Here is a 22,403-nt window from a genome sequence, read left to right on the forward strand (position 1 = left end):
CTTTGCTTTAATTGAACAGCCAATAGCTTTGGTAGTTTCTGGCGATGGGGTTTTTCCACTTTCTAGAGCAGCTATAGCGTTTTCAAGATATTTTTCTTTTACTTCACTTGCGCTATCCACGTTATCATCTATCGCGCCAATGTATTTTACAACAAGATTTTTATCCAATAAAAAAGCATGTGGCGTTTTTGTAGCTCCATATTGCGGATAAATCTTTTGACCTTCATCAAATAAATAAGGGAAAACAAATCCTTTTTCTTTAGCTCTAACTTTCATTAATTCAAAACTATCATCTGGTTCTAAAGCCGGATCGTTTGGATTTATTGCCAATAGAATATAGCCTTGTGGTTTGTATTTTTTCGCTAAGTCATTAATTCTGTCTTCATATTTTTTAGCAAAAGGACAATGATTACAGGTGAAAATCACTATAAAGCCCTTTGCTGATTTAAAATCAGACATGCTGTACGTTTTGCCATCAACTGATTTTAATTTAAAATCCGTGGCTTTATCACCAATTTTATAAGGTGTTGGAGCATCTGGAGTAAAAGCAGAAAAAATAAAAGTAGCAATCACCACTAAAAAAGAAGATACAATTTTCATAATAAAATGGGTTTTAGTTAATATTCTTGTTTACATATTCGTTTAATTCTTCATAGCTAGAAAAAATTCTTTCGGCAAAAATCTTCTTCCCGTTTTTGATAATTAGTGTTGCTGGAATCGATCCAGACCAATCTTTACTCACTATCGGAAGCCAAGTATTATAATCTTTATCAGAGAGAAAAACCACCTTAGATTGAATATTTTTTCTTTCCAAAAATGGCAATAATTTTGTGTCAAATTGGTTCTTAAAATCCAGACTTACCAGCACTACTTTTACACTTTTATTTTCCGAATTTAATTTTTCGAAATGGGGTAATTCTTTGACACAAGGGGCACACCAAGTTGCCCAAAAATTGACCACATAAATGGTGTTTTTGTCACTCAAAACTTCTTTTTCTAAAGTGGTATAATTATCAAAAGTCGCTACTTTTTGAGCAACAATTATATTCGAAAACAGAATCGGAAAAATTAAATAGAGTAAATATTTCATCTTGAAAAATTAGTTTATAGTTGACTTAACGAATGTACAATCTTTAAAAAAAATTTGGCAAGTGCTTAACAAAAAATTATCAATCTGACTCTTAAAATCAAAGTCAAAAAAAATCCCAAATGAAATGGGATTTTAGTTTTGATAAGAAAAGCGATTTTATTTTATCAACAGCTAAATTTTATATGAGAGCATTATTTTTAAAAAATATAAATTCAGGAATAATTAAAATTTGTCTTTTATAAAATCAATTTACTCTTTATTATTTGAAAGAATTTTACATCAATAGTGCATTATAAGCAAAATCTATATAAAACAATTAAAATACATATATTCAGTAGTTTATAACATTTTATATAAACCATAATTTTAAATTGTGCCTAACCAATCCAATTTTTGAAATCGGATACTTTTTCCCGGCTTACAATTACCTCATCTTCCTTATAAGTTGGTAAAATAATCTTCAATCTTGAGTTGCTGTAGACTACAATTTCTTTTATTGCTTTTAAAGAAATAATAAATTTTCGACTGATTCTATAAAAATCTGCAGGGTCAATTTCTTGTTCCAAAAGCTCAAGAGTTCCATCAATTAAATAATTTCTATTGTCGAAAGTGTGAATATAAGTCCCTTTATTTTCACTAAAAAAACATTCGATTTCATCTGTCGAAATGACTTTGAGGTGCTGCCCTATTTTGACAGTAAATCTTTTTTTGAAAGTTTTTTCAAAAGGGTTTGCAAACATTTTTTTGATCTGTTCGAAATCCAATTGCAGAGAATTTTTTGGAACAGAAAGAGACGATTCAAAACGGTCTTTAAATTTCAAAATTGCCGTTTCCAAATCGTCTTCATCGATGGGTTTTAAGAGGTAATCGATGCTGTTTAATTTGAATGCTTTTAGTGCATATTCGTCATAAGCCGTTGTGAAAATTACGGCACTTTTTATATTGATTTTTTCGAAGATTTCGAAGGACAAACCATCTGATAATTGTATGTCTAAAAATATCAAATCTGGATGCTCATTTTTGGAAAACCAATTCAAGGCTTCTTCAACAGAATGAAGCATCACTCCTACTTCGATATTTAATTTTTCGAGTTTGCGTTGCAATAATCTTGCTGCTGGTTTTTCGTCTTCAATTATAATTGTGGTCATTTAAAAATTGTTTGAAGTTTAAAAATGTTTAAAGTATAATATTTAAATAAGAAGTAAAACTGAATATTATAAAACTGATTACTGACCACTTTTCTTACTCCCATTTATTGGCACTTTTTTTTTCTTTTTCCATGTATTCCTGAATTTTCTTTTTTTCCCAGTTATCACCAAAAAACAAATCAGGACCAAAAACATTCATAGCATGTATCGCTAAAGCTAATCCCCACCAAAGAGCAGTTGAATAAGTATGCCATTCTAACAATCCACTTGTGTGAAACCAATTTGTAACAACATCATTTTTAAAATTAGATATACCACCTCTATTTAAACTTGATAAGATAATTATTATATTTACAATTATATAAACTTTCAAATGCTTGTAAAAACCTTTTATTCTTTTTACCTTTCTGTAAGCGATATTATAACTCTCATCTGTACTAAATTCCTCTGGTTCATACGCGAACATATTTCTGCTAAATCGTCTCATTTTATATTGAATTTAATTATTGCCATTTGTTTTTATTCTCTTTTTCTTTTTCCATTAATTCTTTGATTTTTCGCTCCTCCCATTCTTTTCCGAAGCCGGGAAATACTTCAAAAACCTTCAATCCGTGAAAAACAACTCCCAATCCCCACCACATTAATGGCCAATAAAACCATAAATGATCTGGAGAAGTAGATAAATTAATAAAAATCAACACAATATTTACTGCAATAAAAACAGTAAGATTTCCATAAAAACCTTTAATATTCTCAACTTTCTTTTTTGCTAAGAAATATTTATCCTCTTCGTCATTATAATTATAATTATTTTCCATGATTTCTGTTATTTAAGATGTTTCAACTACTTCCAAGTTTGTCTCTGGTTTTCTTTATCTAAAATCTCTCTGATTTTTCGTTCTTCCCATTCCTTATCAAAAAAAGGAGAAAAATTAAAAGTTTTCATAGCATGTAAAACAATAGCAATTCCCCAACCAAATAGACTCCATAAAAACCATAAATACCCTGGCGAAGTCATCAGATTTACTACGATTATAATTGGATTACAAAGAACAAATACAGTCAAATGTTGATAAAATTTCCTGATCTCTATAACTCGTTTACGAGCATAATAATAACGTTCTGCTTCTGTATAATTTGGTTCCATTTTTATTTCCAGGTTTGTTTATTGTTTTCTTTTTCAAGAATTTCTCTGATTTTTCGTTCCTCCCATTCTGCGCTGTAACCATAGACTTTAAAAGCATGCATTACGATTCCAAATCCCCAGCCTAAAGCCGAAAACCAAAACCATTGAAAACCCGGAGAATAGGTTAAATTTATAAAAATCAAAAAGGGAATTACACAACAATAAGCAATTACGTTTCCGTAAAATCCTTTTAATTCTTCAACTCTTTTCTTAGCTCTGTAATAAGCTTTGTTTTCATCATTATAATCTGCACTTGTTTCCATAATACTTAATTGTTTTGTCAGAACTGGTATCTTAACGGTAAATGTTTTTTCATTTTGCTCAATCAGTACTTTTCTGTTGGTTATAATACTGTATCGATCAACAATATTCTGTAATCCTACTCCTTGCCTGCTTTGCAATACTTCTTTTTTTTGTAAATCATTTTGAATAGCCAAATAATCTCCATCGATGAATATTCGGATATGCAAAGGTTTTTGTTCACTAACAATATTGTGTTTTACGGTGTTTTCTAACAACAACTGTAGCGAAAGCGGCACTACTTTAGCCTCGTCATTAATTAACGCCTCTGGAAGCTCGTAAAACAAACTGTTTTCGAAACGCATTTTCAACAGATTCATATACGTTTTTGCAAAAGATAATTCCTCTGCAACAGAAACCAATTCTTTGTCCTTTTGCTCCAATACGTAGCGGTAAATTTTAGACAATGAAGTTGTAAATCGTTGCGCATTATCTGGATTTTCTTCTATCAATGAACTCAACACATTCAAACTATTGAATAAAAAATGCGGGTCTATTTGGTTCTTTAAAGTTTCGAATTTTGCATTGGCTGTCCCTGCTATAATTTTTTGTTGTGTTACTTCGGACTTTGAAGCCTGTTTCCATTTTACCATGAAACTTCTGGCTTGCATAAAAGTCGAAACTCCTAAGGATAGAATAACATAAAAAAGATGTATCCAAATCATTCTCTCGCTAAAAAAATCACTAAAAGGAACATTTTGAACAATGACAAAAATGATATAATTAATGCCTAAAACAGCGGGAATTGTGTACAAAATTGTAATCAGAATTCCGTAATAAACTCTCAGATTTGTTTGTTCGAGCCAGTCCCATTTTTTGTCCAAAAGAACATTAAGAAAGCCATTTCCAAAACCTAGCACGAAAGAATAAATACAACTTGACAAGAACGTAAGCAATACATTTTTTACAGTTAAATCGGCACCAAGAAAAGCAGAGAATATTACAGTGAAAAACATAGAAATCTTGAAGCACATAATAGTTCCATTTCTAAAATTTCCAAAAGTATTTCTATAGTCTTTCATTATAAGTAGGTTAAGATTATTAGTAATTATTTACAAGTTTTTTGAACTTCCAAAGCTCTTTCAAGTCCCCATTTTGGAGAGAAAACTGTTTCCGGTTTAAAAGTAGCAAAAAGTTCAACAGCTTTATCAACCTGAACACACAATGGCTTTGTATCCACTCCTGTCCATTTTGCTCCACCTAACTGAAAATCTGCTTCACCAAAAACTGCTCTTGGATTATTCGGATTTAATGCTTTTGCTTTAGCATAATCCTCCATTACTTTTGCCGAATATTTCATGCCATTTGTCATTGGATCTGCTACCACCCAAGCTGTATAAATCAAAGCCTGCATCACATATAATTCTGAATTGTTTTGATCTTTTATCATTTCGACATCCAGAGCATCTTGTGCTTTTGTCAGTAACAAATCAATTTTTGATTTATCTTTTTCTGTAAAAGCTGAAGTAGTATTCACCAAAGCAACGTAATAATTAGGCAACCAGCTATTTTTTTCAGCCGAAGCGATTCTCTCAAACATAGCCGAAGCTTCTGTGTTTTTTCCTTCTTTCCAAAGTCCGAAAGCTTGTCCCATTCCTTGTTCAAATTGTGTTTGTGCAGACATTAAACTGCTAATTAAAACGGCAATTGTTGTGATGATTTTTAACATGATTTCTAGTTTTTTTTTTAATTAGTTACTAAGTTATTTTTCGATGATTGAAACGGTGATTAATTTATAGTTCAAATGTATGTTGGTTATTATTCTTTTAAAATTCATATATACTGAATTGTTGTTTTTTGGGGATGAATTGCTTTTTTAAAAGATCCTGAGATTCTGAGAGACTAAGATTCTAAGTTCTTAGCAACTCTTTTAAAGATTCTTCAACTGATTATCATTTTTATTTTTACTGATTGTCCAAAAGAAACCAACAAAAAAGAAACGATCTGCTGTTGGCGTAACCGCTTGTCTATTGTAAACACCATTTGCATCAGGCACTCTTGCGTAATCATACCCGAAAACATTTTGGCTGCCTAAAATATTCGAAACAGAGAAATATAGAATCTTTTGTGTAGTCAATAAATACGCCCAATTAAAACTCAAATTATTGTATGACTTGGTTTTTCCATTCATGAATTTGATTTCATTTGGATTATTATAAGGTCGCCCTGTACTGAAGCTATTTGTAAATCCAATTTGCGATTTCCAGTCAGTGATGAAATATTTGGTCACAATTGATAAATTATGATTCGCAACAAAATCTGGTGTCGCCATAGTTGGGAAGTTTTTATAATCTCTTTCCGAATCAATGTACGAATACGAAATCCAATATTCTAAGTTTTTGTACAAATTACTGTCTCTCCAGAACAAATCCAACCCTTTTGCATAACCTGATCCATTATTATTAAAGAATGAATTATACTGAATATCTCTCGTGTCATATTTTACCAAATTGCTGTAATCTTTATAATAAGCTTCGGCTCTAAAAGTCTGTCCAGGTTTTGTAAATTGATAATTCAATATATAATGTTTGGCTTTTTCACTCTCAAACTGATGATATTTTGAATATTTAATATAGTCGACAACTGGAGTTTGCGTAAAATCTCCGTAAGCGAAAGAAAATTGACCACTTTTAGAAACCTTGTAAGCAATTGAAACTCTTGGAGCAAGATTAGTCTCGTTTAATAAACTATTATTTGAAAGTCGCAAACCAGCTTTTAATGCTAGATTTTTAGAAAATAAAATATCAGCTTCGGTATAAAATGCGGCAATATTCGAATCATAACCATTTGAGGCTTTTAGATCTTTATTATTATCAAAATCTTCATTGAAATCTGTAATAAAATAATCGGCACCAAAAGACAGATTAAAATAATTAGAGAAATGTTTTCTCAACTTCAATTTCAATTGAGCTGCATTTTCTCTGCTGTCAACATCGTTTACATCGTATTTCACTTTGTTATTATTGTAACCATAACTTATACCGGAAGTTAAATGCCAGCCCGTACCAAAAACACCATTGTAAGAGGAATTCAAATAAAAATTATTATTGTTTAAATCGGTTCTTACTTTATCTTCAAAATTGATATTTTCCTGATTTATATCGAATTTAGAAGAATCAAACGCGGCATACAACTTAAAGATTCCGTTTGTAAAATGATAGCGATATACCGTTTCGCCCGACAGGGATTGGAAAGGACTATTCCAATCTACATTTTGTGGAATTATAGCTTGATAAGGCGCCAAATTGATGTAAGCAGTATTGACACTCAACGAACTTTTTTCCCATTTTTGGGTATTTCCCACACCTAAACCAACAGTCATTAAAGAAATATCCGTTTTGTTTTGATCGGGCTCATCTTGTGTGTTTAAAAGCAAAACACTTGACAAAGCCTCTCCATACTCAGCAGAATATCCTCCTGTAGAAAAGGCGATTCCACTAAACAAAAATGGCGAAAAACGGCCTCTGGTAGGTAAATTATTAGTTGTTGCGCCGTAAGGTTGAGCCACACGAATTCCGTCAACAAAAGTCTGTGTTTCATTGGCTTCACCACCACGAACAAACAAACGTCCGTCTTCACCAACAGTTTGTGTTCCTGGTAAGGTTTGCAAAGCAGCAACGATATTTCCCGCAGAACCTGCTGTGGTTACAATATCTAAAGGCTTCAAAACCGAAGCTCTGGCTTTTCCGCCAGATTCTAATGTTCCAGCGGTGATAATAACGGCATCAAGTGCGTTTACATTTTCTCTCAATTTAATAGTTTGATTTTTAAAATTAGCAACATCAATTTCTTGTTTGTAGGTATCATAAATTAAAACACTTACAATTAAAAACTGATTCCCTTTTGAAGTTGTTTCAAAAGAAAAGTCTCCTGTTTCTGAACTTGTAGCACCATCGTAAGTTCCGTCGATATAAACATTGGCACCAGAAACTGGTTTTCCTTTTTCGTTGACAATTTTACCCGAAATAGTATTTTGCGACAAAAGTGTAAGACTAAATAAAATAGATAATAGTAAATAAAAGGTTTTCATAATTTTGATTTTGATGTCACAAATGTATTCTGGCAATTTTGGTTAAAATAAATTTAGTAACTCAATTGTATAATTTTGCGGATGAGTTGTAAAATACTTATTTGTATCTTAGCTAAGTTAACAAATACATTATCACCATGTTAGAAAGCAAAAGAATATCAAATTTGTATCAATCCATTTATGATGGTGAACCCTGGTTGGAAGTTACATTAGCAAAAACTTTAGAAAATGTAAATGCCGAACAAGCTTACAGAAAAATAAATCCCAACTTAAACACGATTTGGGAAATTGTGAATCATCTCATTCAGTGGAGAAGAAATATTTTAAAGCGTGTTCAGGGAGAAACAATAATAACGCCGGATCATAATTATTTTGTGCCGGTTATAGATCCATCAGAAGTTGCTTGGGCGCAGTCATTACAGAATCTGGCAAAATCGCAAGAACAATGGAGTGCTTTTTTAGCCGATTTTGATGATGCTCATTTCGAAAAAATATACACAAATAACAATCATACTTATTACGAACATATCCACGGAATTATTCAGCATGATGTTTATCATTTGGGGCAAATTGTGCTTTTGAAAAAACTTCTTTAAAAGGATATCATACTAAAATATGCACATGAAATACATTGATAAGATAGAGCATTTATTGCCTTTAGGTTACATTTTTCTGATAATAATGGGGATTCTAAAAGAAAGTGTATTCTTTTATCAGATAGGAATTAATATTTTGACTTATTCATCAATTATGGATATTTTAATTAGTCCTATAGCTACACTCACTTCAAATCCAATAGTATTAATTGTTATCGTATCAATCTTTATATTTCATTATTATTTACCACAAATGCTACTAAAATATGAACACAAGGCTTGGGTAAGAAAGCATTTCGAATTAGACAAAATAAAAAAAGGTTTATCAGAAGAAGATAAAAAGCAGCAGTATATATCAATAACAATAAGAGTTCTTGCCTCGTTTTTACTGTCTATATTTTTAGGATATGGTTTAGCCGGCGGTTATTTTATTTCCAAAAAAATCAAAACTAACAAATTAGAATACGATTACAAACTCAGTTATAACACAGGAGAATCTGAAAATGTGTACATAATAAACTCAAATACCGAATATTATTTCTATGTAACAAAAGGTTCTAAAACCATAAAAATTGCTCCAGTTGCTTCTATAAAAAATATCGAAATGATAAAAAATAAAATTTTAGACAATTAATATTCGATTCTGAAAGATAAAATATGCCATTCAAAAAATAATCTATATAAATAATAACAATAACCCGTTGGGTGAAATTCTAAAAATGAAAAAATTAACCACATAGAAACATAGATTTAATAACAAATCATTAAGGAACGAATAGAAATAGCACTATTTTCCACATAGCCAATCTATGTGAGAAGTGAAACGGTTATTTAACTCTTTTTTAAAACTATAAATTCTATGTCTCTATGTGGTAAAAAATAATTTCACCCAACGCGTTAACAATAAGTATCTAGTATCTATCTTTGAAAAAAAACTTTAAAAATCCATGCCACACCTATTAGCAAAACTCAAAAATGTTCCTTTTGAAATTATAAAAGGACAATTAGAAAAAGACAAGGCTTTTCATGCTTCTGAAGGAATGTATTTAGAACATATTTGGCAAAATATTGATGATGAAAATGAAGTGTTGTTTCTCTTCAGAATAAACTCGATAGAAGAAACTAAAATCTTAATTGACCAATTACATTTCAAAGCATTGGAACAAAATCCAAATGCAAATCTTCCTCAAATGACTTTTCTACAATGATTACACTAAACAAAGTTCACCACATTGCCATTCTGTGCTCGGATTATGAGAAATCTAAGCATTTTTATACAGAAGTATTAGGACTCACGATCGTACAAGAAATCTATCGCGAAGAACGACTTTCTTATAAACTAGATTTGGCTTTAAACGGCCACTATATCATCGAATTATTTTCTTTCCCAAACCCGCCACAACGTCCATCCAGACCAGAAGCCGCTGGATTGCGCCACTTAGCTTTTGAGGTAAATGATGTTGAAGAAACCAGAAAATATATTATCAGTCAAAGTTGTGTGGCCGAGGAAATACGAATCGATGAATTCACTCAAAAGAAATTTTTCTTTATGGCAGATCCTGATAATACGCCAATTGAGTTTTACGAAAAATAAAAATTGCTGTTCTTAAAGAAATCTTAAAACTATGTTATTATAAATACCAAAATGTCCGAAATACAATTTCCTTTATTTAAATTTGTAATCCTGAAAAAAATAACCCCCTTAGCAAAGGCTTAAATAAAGAAGATGACTTCAACTATTAGAAATTTTCAATTTCAAAAACTCCTAAAATTAACTATAGTTTCAATATTAATCGGCTTTCTCTCTGCATTCTTGGGTCTGGCCTTAAAGAAACTAACTGAACATTACGAGGAAATATTTTCGCAACAAGCAACCACAAATCCGATTTATTATGTGTTATTTCCAATTTTTGGATTGTCTGTTATTTATTTTCTGCGAGAATATATTTTTAAGAAAAAAGAAAATAAAGGAATCAAGGAAATTTTTGAAAGCACCAATTCCAAATCACATAATTTAGCGAGTTCTAAAATTTCATCCCATTTCGTAAATGGATTATTGACAGTTATTTTTGGTGGTTCTACTGGAATTGAAGTTTCTACAGTGGTGGCTTCGGCAACTATTGGTTCGGTCGCACATAGAAAACAAAATATCTTTAGTGAATACAAAACAGAATTCATCTGTGCTGGAATCGCTGCCGGAATCACAGCTTTATTCAGTAGCCCAATTGCCGGTATTCTTTTTGCTTTAGAAGTGATTTCAAGAAAAATCACACGTTCTTTCTTAGTTAGTAATTTAATTGCTGTAACAACAGCATTTGTGCTTATTTATATATTAAAAGAAGAGCCATTATTTTCAGTAGATATCACTACTTGGCACTTAAAATCAATTCCGTATTTCATTCTTTTAGGAATTTTATCCGGATCTATTTCTGTGTATTTAACAAAATGTGTATTGTTTTTTAAAGGTCAATTTTCTAAAATAAATGTTCACTATTATAAAATTATCATAGGTTCTTGTATTTTGAGTGCGTCTTTATTGATTTTTCCTCAACTTTATGGTGAAGGTTATCATGCTATCAAACAAATTATTGTTAACCCAAACGAAATAAAACTCACTTTATCGCTTGTAATGACTTTTATCGGAATCTTAATCTTGAAACCAATCGTTACCTCAGCAACTTTAGCCTCAGGTGGCGATGGTGGCGTTTTTGCGCCAAGTCTATTCATTGGTGCCTTTTTGGGATTATTGCTGGCTTTACTTTTGAATACCTTTTTGGGTGCAAATGTAATTCCTCTAAATTTTATAATTATAGGTATGGCTGCTGTTCTTAGCGCTAGTATTCATGCACCATTTACAGCTATATTTTTGGTTTGCGGACTGACTAATAATTATACTTTGTTTTTGCCAATTTTAGTAGTATGTCTTATTTCTAAGTATACAGCAAAAATGATTTACCCATTTACAGTTTACACCTATTCACCAAGTTTAGTAAAATAAGATTCCCCCATGCCTATTCAAAAGATTAAACGCAGTTATCGTAAAACAAAATACATACTTTACAGAGAAACTTTAATTGATTACAAAGAGCATTTCTGGTCATTCCTGGGATCGTTTATTGGCATTGGAATTCTAGCTTACGTGCAATCGATCCACTTTAAAGGAAATGATGCTGTTTATCTAATTGGCTCATTTGGAGCTTCAAGTGTGTTGATTTATGGAATTATTCAAAGTCCATTTTCACAACCCCGAAATTTGGTTGGTGGACATTTGGTGTCGGCATTAGTTGGAGTTACAGTTCATAAACTAGCACCGGATATCATTTGGATTGCTGCTCCTTTGGCCGTTTCATTGGCTATCATTTTGATGCAAATTACTAAGACCTTACATCCTCCAGGAGGAGCTACAGCACTTATTGCTATTATTGGTTCTGACAAGATAAAAGCCTTAGGATATACGTATGTCTTATCCCCTGTTTTGGTTGGTGTTTTGATTTTACTTCTTGTTGCCTTAGTTTTTAATAACATGACAGCAAACAGATATTATCCAACCCATAAAAAATACCATAAGCTTAGAAAGAGGATTGCAAAAAAGCTACTAAGCAACTAAGTTTCTGAGTTTCTAAGCCAGTGTCTTTCCAACTTTTTCATCATCGATTATTTCTGATTAAAAGCTTTTCAACAAATCCCGATTCTGAAACTTGAAATGATCAAAACTGCAATTACATATCAATTACATATTGAGTACTTGCCAATTACATATGCGCAATAAAAAAACAATAAATATCAGCATATGAAATCTAAAATTAAACTTTACATTTGCTCTTTCAATAAAAACAAAGATTATGGTTTATAAATTCAGAGTCATTCTAGATGCCGAGGAAGACATTTTTAGAGACATAGCAATACTTGCAGAGGACACTTTAGAAGATTTACACAACGCTATTTTCAACTCATTTGGTTTTGACGGAATGGAAGTAGCTTCTTTCTATACTTGCGATGAAACTTGGAATCAAGAGGATGAAATTTCACTTTTTGATACTGGAGATGTTCAGGGTGAACAAAAAATCATGAGTGACTACCAATTATCTGACATTTTAGACAAAGAAAACACTAAGATTATATACGTTTACGATTTCATCAATATGTGGACTTTCTTAGTAGAATTAGCAGCTATTGAAGATCAGGTTGTTGGTAATACTTATCCTGAAACTTTATTTTCTCACGGAGAAATGCCTGCTGAAGCTTTGGAGAAAAACTTTGAAGCAGATGATATGCATGATGATATCTATGGAGAATTTGAAGACGACTTAGACGAAGATGACCTGGACATGTTTGAAGGTGACGATAGCTTTGAAGATTATGGATTTGAAGAGAATTGGAATTAAGTTTTTTTTGAGTTGCTAAGTTGCTGAGATACTAAGATACTAAGTTGCTAAGTATTTAAAATTGTAGGTTTTTTATTTAAAAATTGTAAATTAGAAGCCTACTAACTTAGAACATTTAGAAAATGAGCAACTTTAGGAAGCTTATAGTTTGGCAAAAAGCAATGTCATTAACTACCAAAATTTACGAAAACACAAAAATATTTCCAAAGGAAGAAATTTTCGTTCTAACATCCCAATTAAGACGATGTGCCATTTCTATACCAAGTAATATAGCTGAAGGTTATGGAAGAGAGAGTAAAAACGAATTGTTACGATTTCTTAATATTTCAGTTGGTTCTTTATTTGAGTTGCAAACTCAATTGGAAATAGCAAAAAACATAGACTTTTTAAAAGAAGAAAAATTTAATAACTTATATGAGGATAGTAGAGAAGTAGAAAGAATGCTGATTGCTTTCATAAAAAAAATAAAAGAAAGCAATTAAAAATCTCAGAAACTTAGAAACTTAGCCACTCAGAAACTCAAAAAAAAATGATCAACTTATACAACACGCACATTGAAACGCTATCCATACATCGTGTGGGAAATATGAGTCGCAACGAGCCTCTTTTTTTATCGGAAGAACCTTTTAAATTGAATGACGAAATTGTGCCTTTGATGAAGGAGTTTTTCTTTAAATCTTTCAAAGAAAAAGAAGAAAACTATTTTCAATTTGCACATGAAGTAGATTTGGACTACAATGACATGTTCAAATATGCTACAGAGATTTTTAACAATCCAAGTAGTTTGCATGATGTTTCCAAAAAGATAACCAAACATCTTTTTGAGCAATCTAATCACCCTCATATTAAAAACGGTGAAGTATATGTGACGTATTTGACCAATTTAAGTATTGATAATAATGTTGTAGATGCTATTGGTGTTTTCAAAAGTGAAATTCAATCAGACTTTTTACAGTTTGAAGAAAAAGGAACACAACTGGAAATGATTTTGCAACATGGTGTAAGTTTGAACAAACTGGACAAAGGTTGCTTAATCTTCAATTACAAGAAAGAAGAAGGATATAAAATTCTATCCGTTGACAGTAATCGTTATGATGCAAGATATTGGTTGGAGCATTTCTTGTCAGTTGATGCTTTTGAAGATGAAAATTTCATCACCAAGAAATACTTGAAATTTTGTCAAAGCTTTGCCAAAGACGTTGTTTTCCCTGCCGAAGACAAAAAAGAAGAGGTAATGTTTATGAATCGTTCAGTAAATTATTTTGCCAAAAACGATCAATTTGAAGAATCAAATTTCTTAAATGAAGTAATAGACAATCCAGATTTAATACCTGAATTCAAAAATTACAAACAAGATAAAGGTGAGAAATACAGTATTGAAGATGTAACATCTTTTCCAATCGCTAACGCTGCTGTAAGTGATGCAAGAAAATCTATAAAGAATGTTATCAATTTAGATACAAATATTCAAATCAAAATGGATTTCATCAATCCTGAAAGTGCAGAGAAGTTTGTAGAAAAAGGTTGGGATGAAGAAAAACAGATGTATTATTATCTGGTTTATTTTAACAAAGAACAAAAATCATAATCAATTCATAATTTGATTATTACATCATTTAATCCTCAATTGTTCATTCAGTTGAGGATTTTTTTTAACAATAAATCATTTAGTTTTTAAAAAAGTAAACGATATTGTAAGAATTAATTTTCTTATACGCTGAAAAAGTGCATTTTAACGGTAAAATTTGAATACTTATATTTTTTTTATATATTTTTGTTCAAATTTAATCCCCGTGTTATGAGCTTTTTAAACTTCATGTCAAAATTTGTTGACAAACGTACTGCCTGTTCAATCTTCGGACACAAAATTGTTACTGTTAGAAACGTAACAAGCCATTTTAAAGAATACAAATGCACTGTTTGTAATGTAGAATTAACTAATGATTTGCAGGATAGAAAAACATTTCTAACTCCTCAGTTAAAAGAAATTAACGAAACGTTATTCAACCACCACAATCGTAAGCATTTACATTCTATATAATTTTTCGTAAGAACTTATTACCAAAAAAACCAAAAACATTATAGAGCGTTTTTAGATATCGCTTTCAAATATTTTTGTGTTTTTAAAGTTTCGCGTTATATATTCAAAAGCGGCAGCCATAACTGTACCCATAGATTTTGCTTTTTTAAAATTAAGATCTAAAGTATAATTATAAAGCTCCAATTTTAAACGCTGTAAATTTTCTTCAGTCGAAATAACATCGTCAGCCATTACCTCCATCAACCGCTCAGTTCTACTACCAGCGGAAATGATTCTTTTTGCCAGTAAAGCTCTTTCCTCGTATTTGTATTGTTCTATCGAACTCACATTTAGTTTATCTTTAATCAACATTATCATAGGATAATTTTCTTTGAAAAACTGTGGACGATAAACTTTTAAATTACCTTCAAAACATTGCTGATCAAAGTCAATTGCTCTAATTTTATAAACTACTTGATCAAAATCGTGAATTGGAATTACAACATAATTGTAAGCCCTCATATCGCCTAAAAGACGTATCATGCTTCGCTCATTAAATTTTACAAACTCTTTTGAAATTTGAGCTTTTTCGGTTTCACTACAATTTTTAAGATTTTCTTTTATAAAAACATCTCCAGCAATTCCCATGATATGTTCTTCAACAAGAGTCTCTTTGTAAATAAGGTAGTTCATTTTGTCAGGCGACAAAAGATGTTCTAGTTCTAAACCATACACTCTGGAAGCATCGGCTTTTTTTACATAAAAATGAGTATAATTATCGTTTAGAATATTTCTGATTTTTATTCTAAAAGGTTTTGAATTTCCAAAAGTGCAATAATCTATACAATCAACATTTAGATATTTTATAATGTTAGAATTACCATCAGAATGAAGTAGAGAATAAATTTTCTTTAATGTCAAATCTATTTCTGCCCGTTCAAATTCATTGTAATAAACACGAATCCACAAAGTATCAACATTATTCTTATCGAAAACATTTATGGCACCCGAGAAACGCAATAAATCATCATAAACGATAGGTACTTTCGAAATTCGGTCGTATCGTGCCAGATAATTTAACAAATTGTCATTTATTGGATAGGTAGGTTTTTTAAAAACCATTAACTTCTCACTCATTGGAAATAATTTTGTTGCAAATTTACATTAAAATTGTGGAGTTACTAAGGTACAGAGTCGCTAAGTTATTGAGTTACTTAGAAAAATAGAACCCTTTAACCCTCAAAACTCACACCACTAAGCGTAACAAAAACCGTACCTATACGTCCTATACAAAAAATCGATATACTTTGGAAACAATTCTTTCAATACACAACCTCAATAAACGTTATGGCGGCCTTCAGGCTTTAAAAAATGTTTCATTAGAAATAAAAAAAGGCAATGTTTATGGTATTCTAGGTCCAAATGGAAGTGGAAAATCAACTACTTTGGGAATTATTCTTAATGTGGTAAATAAAACTTCGGGAGAATACAGTTGGTTTGATGGTAATCTTCAAACACACGAAGCTTTGAAGAAAGTAGGCGCCATTATTGAAAGACCCAATTTTTATCCCTACATGACTGCCGAGCAAAACTTGAGATTAGTTTGCAAAATAAAAAACATTGACTACAGCAAAATCAATGAAAAACTTGAATTAGTTGGTTTAAACGAAAGAAAAACCAGTAAATTCAGCACATTTTCTTTAGGGATGAAACAGCGTTTAGCTATTGCATCGGCATTATTAAATGATCCTGAGATTTTAATTTTGGATGAACCAACCAATGGATTAGATCCCCAAGGTATTCATCAAATCCGTGATATTATAAAACAAATTGCAGCCAAAGGAACTACTATTTTATTGGCTTCTCACCTACTCGACGAAGTAGAAAAAGTATGTTCTCATGTTTTGGTTTTAAGAAAAGGGGAAGTACTTTATACTGGTCCTGTGGATGGTGTTTCTGCTAATGAAGGATTCTTTGAATTGCAATCAGATGATACTGAAAAATTGATCAGCATCTTAAAAACTCATCCAGCTGTTGATAAAATTACTATTGCTGATAACAAAGTTTTGGTCTATCTAAAATCAAAATTAGATTCTCAAGATTTGAATCGCTTTCTATTTGAAAATAATATATGTCTGAGTCATTTGGTAAAACGTAAAAATAGTTTAGAAGAACAATTTTTAGAATTAACGAAACAATAGCAATTTCAAAAATCAATTTCAAAAATTTAAAAAAACATACTAAGGACTTTGAACTAAGGACTTAGACTAAACACGAATCATCCCACTATGAAACGATTACTCTCTATAGAATTGCAAAAAATATGGCTAAATAAAGCCAGTCGCGTCTTGACTTTGACTTACTTTATATTATTATCATTCATTGCCTTGATAGCTTCTGTTAATTTTAATTTGGGGCCAATTAAATTCCAAATTGCAGAAATGGGTATTTTTAATTTCCCTTATATCTGGCATTTTAACACTTATATAGCAGCAATTATGAAACTGTTTTTAGCCATTATCATTGTTTCTATGATGGCGAATGAATACAGTTATGGTACTTTAAAACAAAACCTTATTGATGGTTTGAGTAAAAAAGAATTTATACTTTCAAAATTTGTAACGATTGTATTATTTTCAGTATGCTCTACGATTTTTGTCTTTGTAATGACCTTAATTTTAGGCTATAGCTTTTCTTCTTATACTGAACTAAGTATTGTATTTTCTGATTTAGATTACCTTTTGGCTTTTTTTGTAAAACTGGTTGGTTTCTTTTCTTTCTGTTTATTCTTGGGAATATTGGTAAAAAGATCAGCATTTGCTTTAGGCTTTCTTTTAGTTTGGAGTATTTTAGAAGGAATTGCCAAGGGAATTTTGAACTTTAGTATTTTTCCAGAAGGCAAAATGGCAGCTTATATTACGCAGTTTTTCCCATTGGAGGCCATGTCAAATTTAATCGTTGAACCCTTCAGCAGAACTTCATTCGTCAAAACCATTGGAACACAAATGGGTGTCGAAAATCTTAAAGATTATAGTGTACATTTCTCTACAATTGTGATAGTTTTAATTTGGACAGGAATTTTTCTAATTCTATCCTATAAAATCTTAAAAAACAGAGATTTGTAGTATATTTGAGATTATGACTTTATAAATTGTTTGACAATAGCATTTGAAGACGACCAAATAATTAAAAAGTCATTTCTCATTAAAAAGGTAGTACACTAATGAAAAAAAAAATACACTTATTTTTTATCCTTTTAACTATAAATTGCTTTGCTCAATTTAGCAAAACTCATTACATTCCGCCATTAATCTCTTCTCCAGGATTAGTAGAAGATCAATATTTATATATCTCAACACCAAGTCTTACCAATGTAAATTTTAAAATTATTGCCAACGGTGGAAGTGTAATAAACGGAACTGTTAGCAGCAACAATCCATATCAATATAATGTTGGAAGAGGAGATGATACCCAATTGTTTACTCCTATTACACAAACTGGAGTTATTGCTAACAAAGGGTTTATAATTGAATCTGAAGATTTAATATTTGTTAGTGCCAGAGTCAATGCAACTGTCAACAATACCGGAGGTTATAATCACGCTGGAGGACTTGTTTCTAAAGGGAATAGTGCATTAGGTACCACATTCCGACTTGGCGCAATGTTAAATCCGCTTTTTGATCCAACATTACTCAACTTTACATCTATACTTGCCACCGAAAATGGAACCAAAGTTGTTATTTCAAACATTAAAAATGGTGCAGTTTTTGTAAATGGGACTTTTGTCTCCGGCCCAATTACAGTTACGCTCAACAAAAATGAAAGCTATGTCCTTGCGTTACAAAATTATAATGATGGTAGCGTTATTTCTAATAGCGCAAAATTGATAGGAGCACTTGTTTCATCGGACAAACCTGTTGTAGTTAATTCAGGCTCATTTGGAGGAAGTAATAGCACTTTATTAGTAACACAAAATGGCGTAACTGGTCCAGTAGGAAGAGATGTTGGTTTTGACCAAATTGTTTCTCTAGAAAAAACAGGTAAAGAATACATTTTTGTAAAAGGGATTGGAACAGATGAACTGGAACGTGTTTTACTTATAGCACATGAAGACCAAACACAAATTTTTGTAAATGGTAATAATGCTACTCCTTTTTCAACATTAAACAGCGGCGAATATATTGTTTTGGACGGAAGCCAATTCAGTAATGGCGCTATGTATGTGACTTCCAATAAAAATTTATTTGCTTATCAAAGCATTGGTGGATCGAACTCACCAGCCAATCAAAACTTATTTTTTGTCCCACCAATAAATTGCTCAACTCCACATAGTGTAGACAACATTCCCCAAATTCAATCCATTGGCGGAACCACATTTAATGGCAATTTAAATATTGTAACAGAGTCTGGAGCTACAGTTTCTGTGAACAACTCCCCTATTACTTCGTCTCCAATCCCCATTGAAGGAAGCACAAAGTTTGTGCGGTACAGCATGTCAAATTTATCTGGCAATATAGCTGTAAACTCAACTAAACAGGTTTATGTTTCTTATTTTGGAACTAACGGTGCAGCAACCTATGGTGGTTATTATTCGGGTTTTGATTTGAAACCTGAAATTGTTTCAAGTAAAATATCACTGGCTAATTCGGCTTGTATTCCAAATGTATCTTTAAAAATAAACACACTATCTTCCTATGATACGTTCCAATGGTACAAAGATGACGTACAAATTTCCTCTGCCACAAGTAATACATTCACACCAACAACTCCAGGTTATTACCAAGTAAGAGGGAGCATATCTAATTGTTTAAGTGATGTTTCTTCAGACAAAATACCTGTTAGTGAATGTCCACCAGATTCTGACAATGATGATGCCAATGACAATATTGATATTGATTTAGATAATGATGGAATCTTAAACACTGCTGAGTCATTTCAAACGGTAGTCGATCAATCAAATCCATTATTAAGCTCAGATTATACAGCAACCATTTCTGGTGACGGAACAATTGTTGGCAAACCAACTTTTGGTTTCATCTCAGAACTTCCCTCTGGAAAAGATAAACAGAACACTTATACGCTTAATTTCAACAGTAGCAAATATTTGAATTTCACTTATATTTCTTTAGACGTAGCCAATCCGCTTCCTGCTGGAGATTATATGAATGGTGATGGCGATTTTATTTTAAAAGTACCCACTAATGAGACTTTAACCATTTTAGATCCCGAAGGCCAATTAGTAATTGACACCAATTATGACGGTATTTATGAAAGTGGTATCACTCAGTTTTCATCATTCGAAATTCGCTTTCGATTAAAAAGTGCAATTGCCTTACCATTGTATATTGGACGGTTTAGTATTATAAGCAATTCTGCTACTCAACTTACATTTATTCATCGCAATCTTTCTGAAACAAATCCTAATCGAAGTGTTTTTCAGATAAATTCGAGAGGAAAAATAGATTCGGATATGGACGGCGTTCCCAATCTCCTAGATTTAGATAGTGATAATGACGGAATTCCAGACTCGATTGAAGCACAGGGAAAAGGATTTAAATCATACTCTGGTATAGATACAAACAAAGATGGATTAGATGATGCATTTGAACCTGGTCTTCAAAAAATTAATACAGATAACGATATCAATGGTACCTCTTATTCTGTTGCAGATATATATGACCTTGATAGTGATAATGATGGAATCTATGATTTGGTTGAATCAGGAAGCAATGCACCTGACATCAACAAAGATGGAATCATAGATGGACCCTCTAGTTCTTTTGGGGCAAATGGATTATTCGATGCTATTGAAACGGTTCCTGAAAGTGGTAAATTAAATTATAACATTGCCGATACAGATGGAAATGGTGATCACAATTATATAGATTTAGACAGTGACAACGACTTATGTAATGATGTAATCGAAGCTGGTTTTAGTGATCCTAATTTTGATGGTCAATTAGGAAATAGTCCCGTTTTAGTAGATGCATACGGAATTGTAACTAGCCGGACAGACGGATACACAAGTCCAAACAATAATTATATTGTAGCGGTTCCAATTATTATAACTACACAACCTAAAAATCAATCAGTTTGCGAATTACAAAATGCGTCGATTACTATAGAATCCAATGCGGATAGTTTTAAATGGCAACTTTCTACAGATGGAGGAAATAATTGGAGTGATTTGACAAACAACGTCATTTATTCAGGAACAAACACTAATTCAATACTTGTTACCAAAGTCATTCCTGTAATGAATGGATACCAATACCGAGTAATTTTAAATAAAAACAACAACTCTTGCGGATTAACTTCTGAAGCTGCAACGTTAAGTATACTTTCATTGCCAACACTAAATTCACCAATATCAATTGTACAATGTGATGATGATACAGATCGCATAACCAACTTTAATGTAACTGAAAAAAACAGCTTTGTGTCATCAAATTTTGCTAATGAAACTTTTACGTATTATACAACTCTTGCTGGCGCAAATACAAAAGATCCTACCACACTAATTAGCAACCCAATTGCTTTTACAAGTGCAAATAATAATACTATTTGGACCAGAGTCGAAAATGCAAACGGCTGTTTTAGTGTAGCAGAATTGAACCTACTGGTTTCTACTACATCAATAAACTCATCATTTAAGAAAACTCTCGAAGTTTGCGATGACTTTGTTGATTTAACAAATGACGATAGAGATGGGATTGCTACATTCGATTTCAGTCCAGTAATCTCAGACATTCAGGGTTTGCTTCCATCTCCTTCTACAAACTACAGTATAAAATTCTATGCTACTGAAACGGATGCTTTGGCAGAAACTAATACAATTCAAAATCCTTCTAATTACAGAAATATAACCCCAAACCAACAAGATATTTGGGTACGAATTGATAGCGATTTAGACAATGCCTGCTTCGGATTAGGACCTTATATTACTCTTAAGGTAAATCCAAGGCCAAATATTGATATTAATGGAAATAAAAGTGACGATCAATTTGTCTGTAATAATTTACCAAGCTTTTTTATCACTCTCGATGCTGGAATTTCAGATAATACGCCAATTACTGATTATAAATATAGTTGGTTAAAAAATGGTGCCCCAATTCCGAACGAAAACAATTACACGCTCGATGTTAATGAAGAAGGCGATTATAGCGTAATTGTTTCTACTACGAAAGGTTGTGACAGAACTCGAAATATTACTATCACAGCTTCGGATATTGCTCATTTAAATTCGGTTGACATATCAGATCTATCTTCCTCTAATAACACAGTAACCGCAAATGTTACTGGTCAGGGAAATTATGAATATAGCATTGACTTACCGGATGGTCCTTTTCAAGAGTCTAATTTTTTTGAAAATGTATCAGCTGGAATTCATGAACTTTACATTAAAGATAAAAATGGCTGCGGAACAATACATCAAACTATGGCAGTACTTGGAATTCCTAAATTTTTCACGCCAAATAACGATGGATATAATGATTATTGGAACATAAAAGGAATCGATGAAACATTTAATTCTGCAGCAAAAATTTTCATTTATGACCGATATGGTAAATTGATTAAACAAGTTCTCGCAACCAGTAATGGTTGGGACGGAACATATATTGGACATCAAATGCCGGCTGATGATTAT

23 protein-coding genes are annotated in these 22,403 nt (G+C 31.7%); 13 read left to right on the plus strand and 10 right to left on the minus strand.

Annotated elements, in window-relative coordinates; genetic code table 11:
• The 9 genes from VLC96_RS13980 to VLC96_RS14020 form a co-directional block, all read right to left on the minus strand.
• The coding region (locus VLC96_RS13980; protein ID WP_325263882.1) for a thioredoxin family protein at nucleotides 1-600 on the minus strand (600 nt) is incomplete at its 3' end.
• Between the two features lie 13 nt (nucleotides 601-613).
• Nucleotides 614-1,090 (minus strand): TlpA family protein disulfide reductase, encoded by a 477-nt coding sequence (locus tag VLC96_RS13985; protein WP_325263883.1) that lies wholly within the window; start codon nucleotides 1,088-1,090, stop codon nucleotides 614-616.
• Between the two features lie 377 nt (nucleotides 1,091-1,467).
• Nucleotides 1,468-2,238 carry a LytR/AlgR family response regulator transcription factor gene (locus VLC96_RS13990; RefSeq protein ID WP_325263884.1) on the minus strand — a complete coding sequence of 257 codons (771 nt, stop codon included), beginning with the start codon at nucleotides 2,236-2,238 and terminating at the stop codon, nucleotides 1,468-1,470.
• A gap of 94 nt (nucleotides 2,239-2,332) precedes the next feature.
• Complete coding sequence (locus VLC96_RS13995; protein WP_325263886.1) at nucleotides 2,333-2,725, minus strand: 2TM domain-containing protein; 393 nt, start codon at nucleotides 2,723-2,725, stop codon at nucleotides 2,333-2,335.
• A 16-nt stretch (nucleotides 2,726-2,741) separates the two neighbouring features.
• Nucleotides 2,742-3,056: a 2TM domain-containing protein gene (locus tag VLC96_RS14000; protein ID WP_325263887.1), complete on the minus strand. Its 315-nt coding sequence runs from the start codon at nucleotides 3,054-3,056 to the stop codon at nucleotides 2,742-2,744.
• Between the two features lie 26 nt (nucleotides 3,057-3,082).
• Nucleotides 3,083-3,385: a 2TM domain-containing protein gene (locus VLC96_RS14005; RefSeq protein ID WP_325263888.1), complete on the minus strand. Its 303-nt coding sequence runs from the start codon at nucleotides 3,383-3,385 to the stop codon at nucleotides 3,083-3,085.
• A 2-nt stretch (nucleotides 3,386-3,387) separates the two neighbouring features.
• On the minus strand, nucleotides 3,388-4,746 hold the full coding sequence (locus VLC96_RS14010) for a 2TM domain-containing protein (protein ID WP_325263889.1): 1,359 nt from the start codon (nucleotides 4,744-4,746) through the stop codon (nucleotides 3,388-3,390).
• Nucleotides 4,747-4,772: 26 nt separating this feature from the next.
• Nucleotides 4,773-5,393, minus strand: coding sequence for a hypothetical protein (locus VLC96_RS14015; RefSeq protein ID WP_325263891.1), 621 nt, complete (start codon nucleotides 5,391-5,393; stop codon nucleotides 4,773-4,775).
• A 201-nt stretch (nucleotides 5,394-5,594) separates the two neighbouring features.
• The gene (locus tag VLC96_RS14020) at nucleotides 5,595-7,754 is read right to left on the minus strand and encodes a TonB-dependent receptor (RefSeq protein ID WP_325263892.1); all 2,160 of its coding nucleotides are present in this window, start codon (nucleotides 7,752-7,754) and stop codon (nucleotides 5,595-5,597) included.
• Nucleotides 7,755-7,891: 137 nt separating this feature from the next.
• Between VLC96_RS14020 and VLC96_RS14025 the strand changes: the two genes are divergently transcribed.
• The 10 genes from VLC96_RS14025 to VLC96_RS14070 all read left to right on the plus strand — a co-directional run bounded on the left by VLC96_RS14025 (nucleotide 7,892) and on the right by VLC96_RS14070 (nucleotide 14,776).
• Entirely contained in the window at nucleotides 7,892-8,350 is a 459-nt protein-coding gene (locus VLC96_RS14025; protein WP_325263893.1) for a DinB family protein, read from the plus strand.
• A gap of 25 nt (nucleotides 8,351-8,375) precedes the next feature.
• Nucleotides 8,376-8,984: a hypothetical protein gene (locus VLC96_RS14030; RefSeq protein ID WP_325263895.1), complete on the plus strand. Its 609-nt coding sequence runs from the start codon at nucleotides 8,376-8,378 to the stop codon at nucleotides 8,982-8,984.
• 313 nt (nucleotides 8,985-9,297) lie between these two features.
• Nucleotides 9,298-9,558, plus strand: a complete 261-nt coding sequence (locus VLC96_RS14035; protein ID WP_325263896.1) for a hypothetical protein — start codon at nucleotides 9,298-9,300, stop codon at nucleotides 9,556-9,558.
• On the plus strand, nucleotides 9,555-9,944 hold the full coding sequence (gloA2, locus tag VLC96_RS14040; RefSeq protein WP_325263897.1) for an SMU1112c/YaeR family gloxylase I-like metalloprotein: 390 nt from the start codon (nucleotides 9,555-9,557) through the stop codon (nucleotides 9,942-9,944). The genes VLC96_RS14035 and gloA2 overlap by 4 nt, the downstream gene beginning before the upstream one ends.
• Before the next feature lie 132 nt (nucleotides 9,945-10,076).
• Nucleotides 10,077-11,348 (plus strand): chloride channel protein, encoded by a 1,272-nt coding sequence (locus tag VLC96_RS14045; RefSeq protein WP_325263898.1) that lies wholly within the window; start codon nucleotides 10,077-10,079, stop codon nucleotides 11,346-11,348.
• 9 nt (nucleotides 11,349-11,357) lie between these two features.
• On the plus strand, nucleotides 11,358-11,957 hold the full coding sequence (locus tag VLC96_RS14050; protein ID WP_325263899.1) for an HPP family protein: 600 nt from the start codon (nucleotides 11,358-11,360) through the stop codon (nucleotides 11,955-11,957).
• Between the two features lie 235 nt (nucleotides 11,958-12,192).
• Nucleotides 12,193-12,735: an IS1096 element passenger TnpR family protein gene (locus VLC96_RS14055; RefSeq protein ID WP_325263900.1), complete on the plus strand. Its 543-nt coding sequence runs from the start codon at nucleotides 12,193-12,195 to the stop codon at nucleotides 12,733-12,735.
• Nucleotides 12,736-12,857: 122 nt separating this feature from the next.
• Nucleotides 12,858-13,217 carry a four helix bundle protein gene (locus tag VLC96_RS14060; protein ID WP_325263902.1) on the plus strand — a complete coding sequence of 120 codons (360 nt, stop codon included), beginning with the start codon at nucleotides 12,858-12,860 and terminating at the stop codon, nucleotides 13,215-13,217.
• A 47-nt stretch (nucleotides 13,218-13,264) separates the two neighbouring features.
• Complete coding sequence (locus VLC96_RS14065) at nucleotides 13,265-14,323, plus strand: nucleoid-associated protein (RefSeq protein ID WP_325263904.1); 1,059 nt, start codon at nucleotides 13,265-13,267, stop codon at nucleotides 14,321-14,323.
• Between the two features lie 228 nt (nucleotides 14,324-14,551).
• Complete coding sequence (locus tag VLC96_RS14070; RefSeq protein ID WP_325263906.1) at nucleotides 14,552-14,776, plus strand: DUF1660 family phage protein; 225 nt, start codon at nucleotides 14,552-14,554, stop codon at nucleotides 14,774-14,776.
• 51 nt (nucleotides 14,777-14,827) lie between these two features.
• On the opposite strand, the gene VLC96_RS14075 is transcribed toward VLC96_RS14070, so the two are convergent.
• Nucleotides 14,828-15,892, minus strand: coding sequence for a hypothetical protein (locus tag VLC96_RS14075; RefSeq protein WP_325263908.1), 1,065 nt, complete (start codon nucleotides 15,890-15,892; stop codon nucleotides 14,828-14,830).
• A 170-nt stretch (nucleotides 15,893-16,062) separates the two neighbouring features.
• On the opposite strand from VLC96_RS14075, the gene VLC96_RS14080 reads away from it, so the two are divergent.
• The 3 genes from VLC96_RS14080 to VLC96_RS14090 all read left to right on the plus strand — a co-directional run.
• The gene (locus VLC96_RS14080) at nucleotides 16,063-16,956 is read left to right on the plus strand and encodes an ABC transporter ATP-binding protein (protein ID WP_325263910.1); all 894 of its coding nucleotides are present in this window, start codon (nucleotides 16,063-16,065) and stop codon (nucleotides 16,954-16,956) included.
• 87 nt (nucleotides 16,957-17,043) lie between these two features.
• The gene (locus tag VLC96_RS14085; protein ID WP_325263911.1) at nucleotides 17,044-17,880 is read left to right on the plus strand and encodes an ABC transporter permease; all 837 of its coding nucleotides are present in this window, start codon (nucleotides 17,044-17,046) and stop codon (nucleotides 17,878-17,880) included.
• 98 nt (nucleotides 17,881-17,978) lie between these two features.
• Nucleotides 17,979-22,403 (plus strand): FIDD domain-containing protein (locus VLC96_RS14090; protein WP_325263912.1); only part of this gene is annotated, 4,425 nt, incomplete at its 3' end.

The sequence above is a fragment of the Flavobacterium sp. genome (genome assembly GCF_035456085.1).
GTDB lineage: Bacteria > Bacteroidota > Bacteroidia > Flavobacteriales > Flavobacteriaceae > Flavobacterium.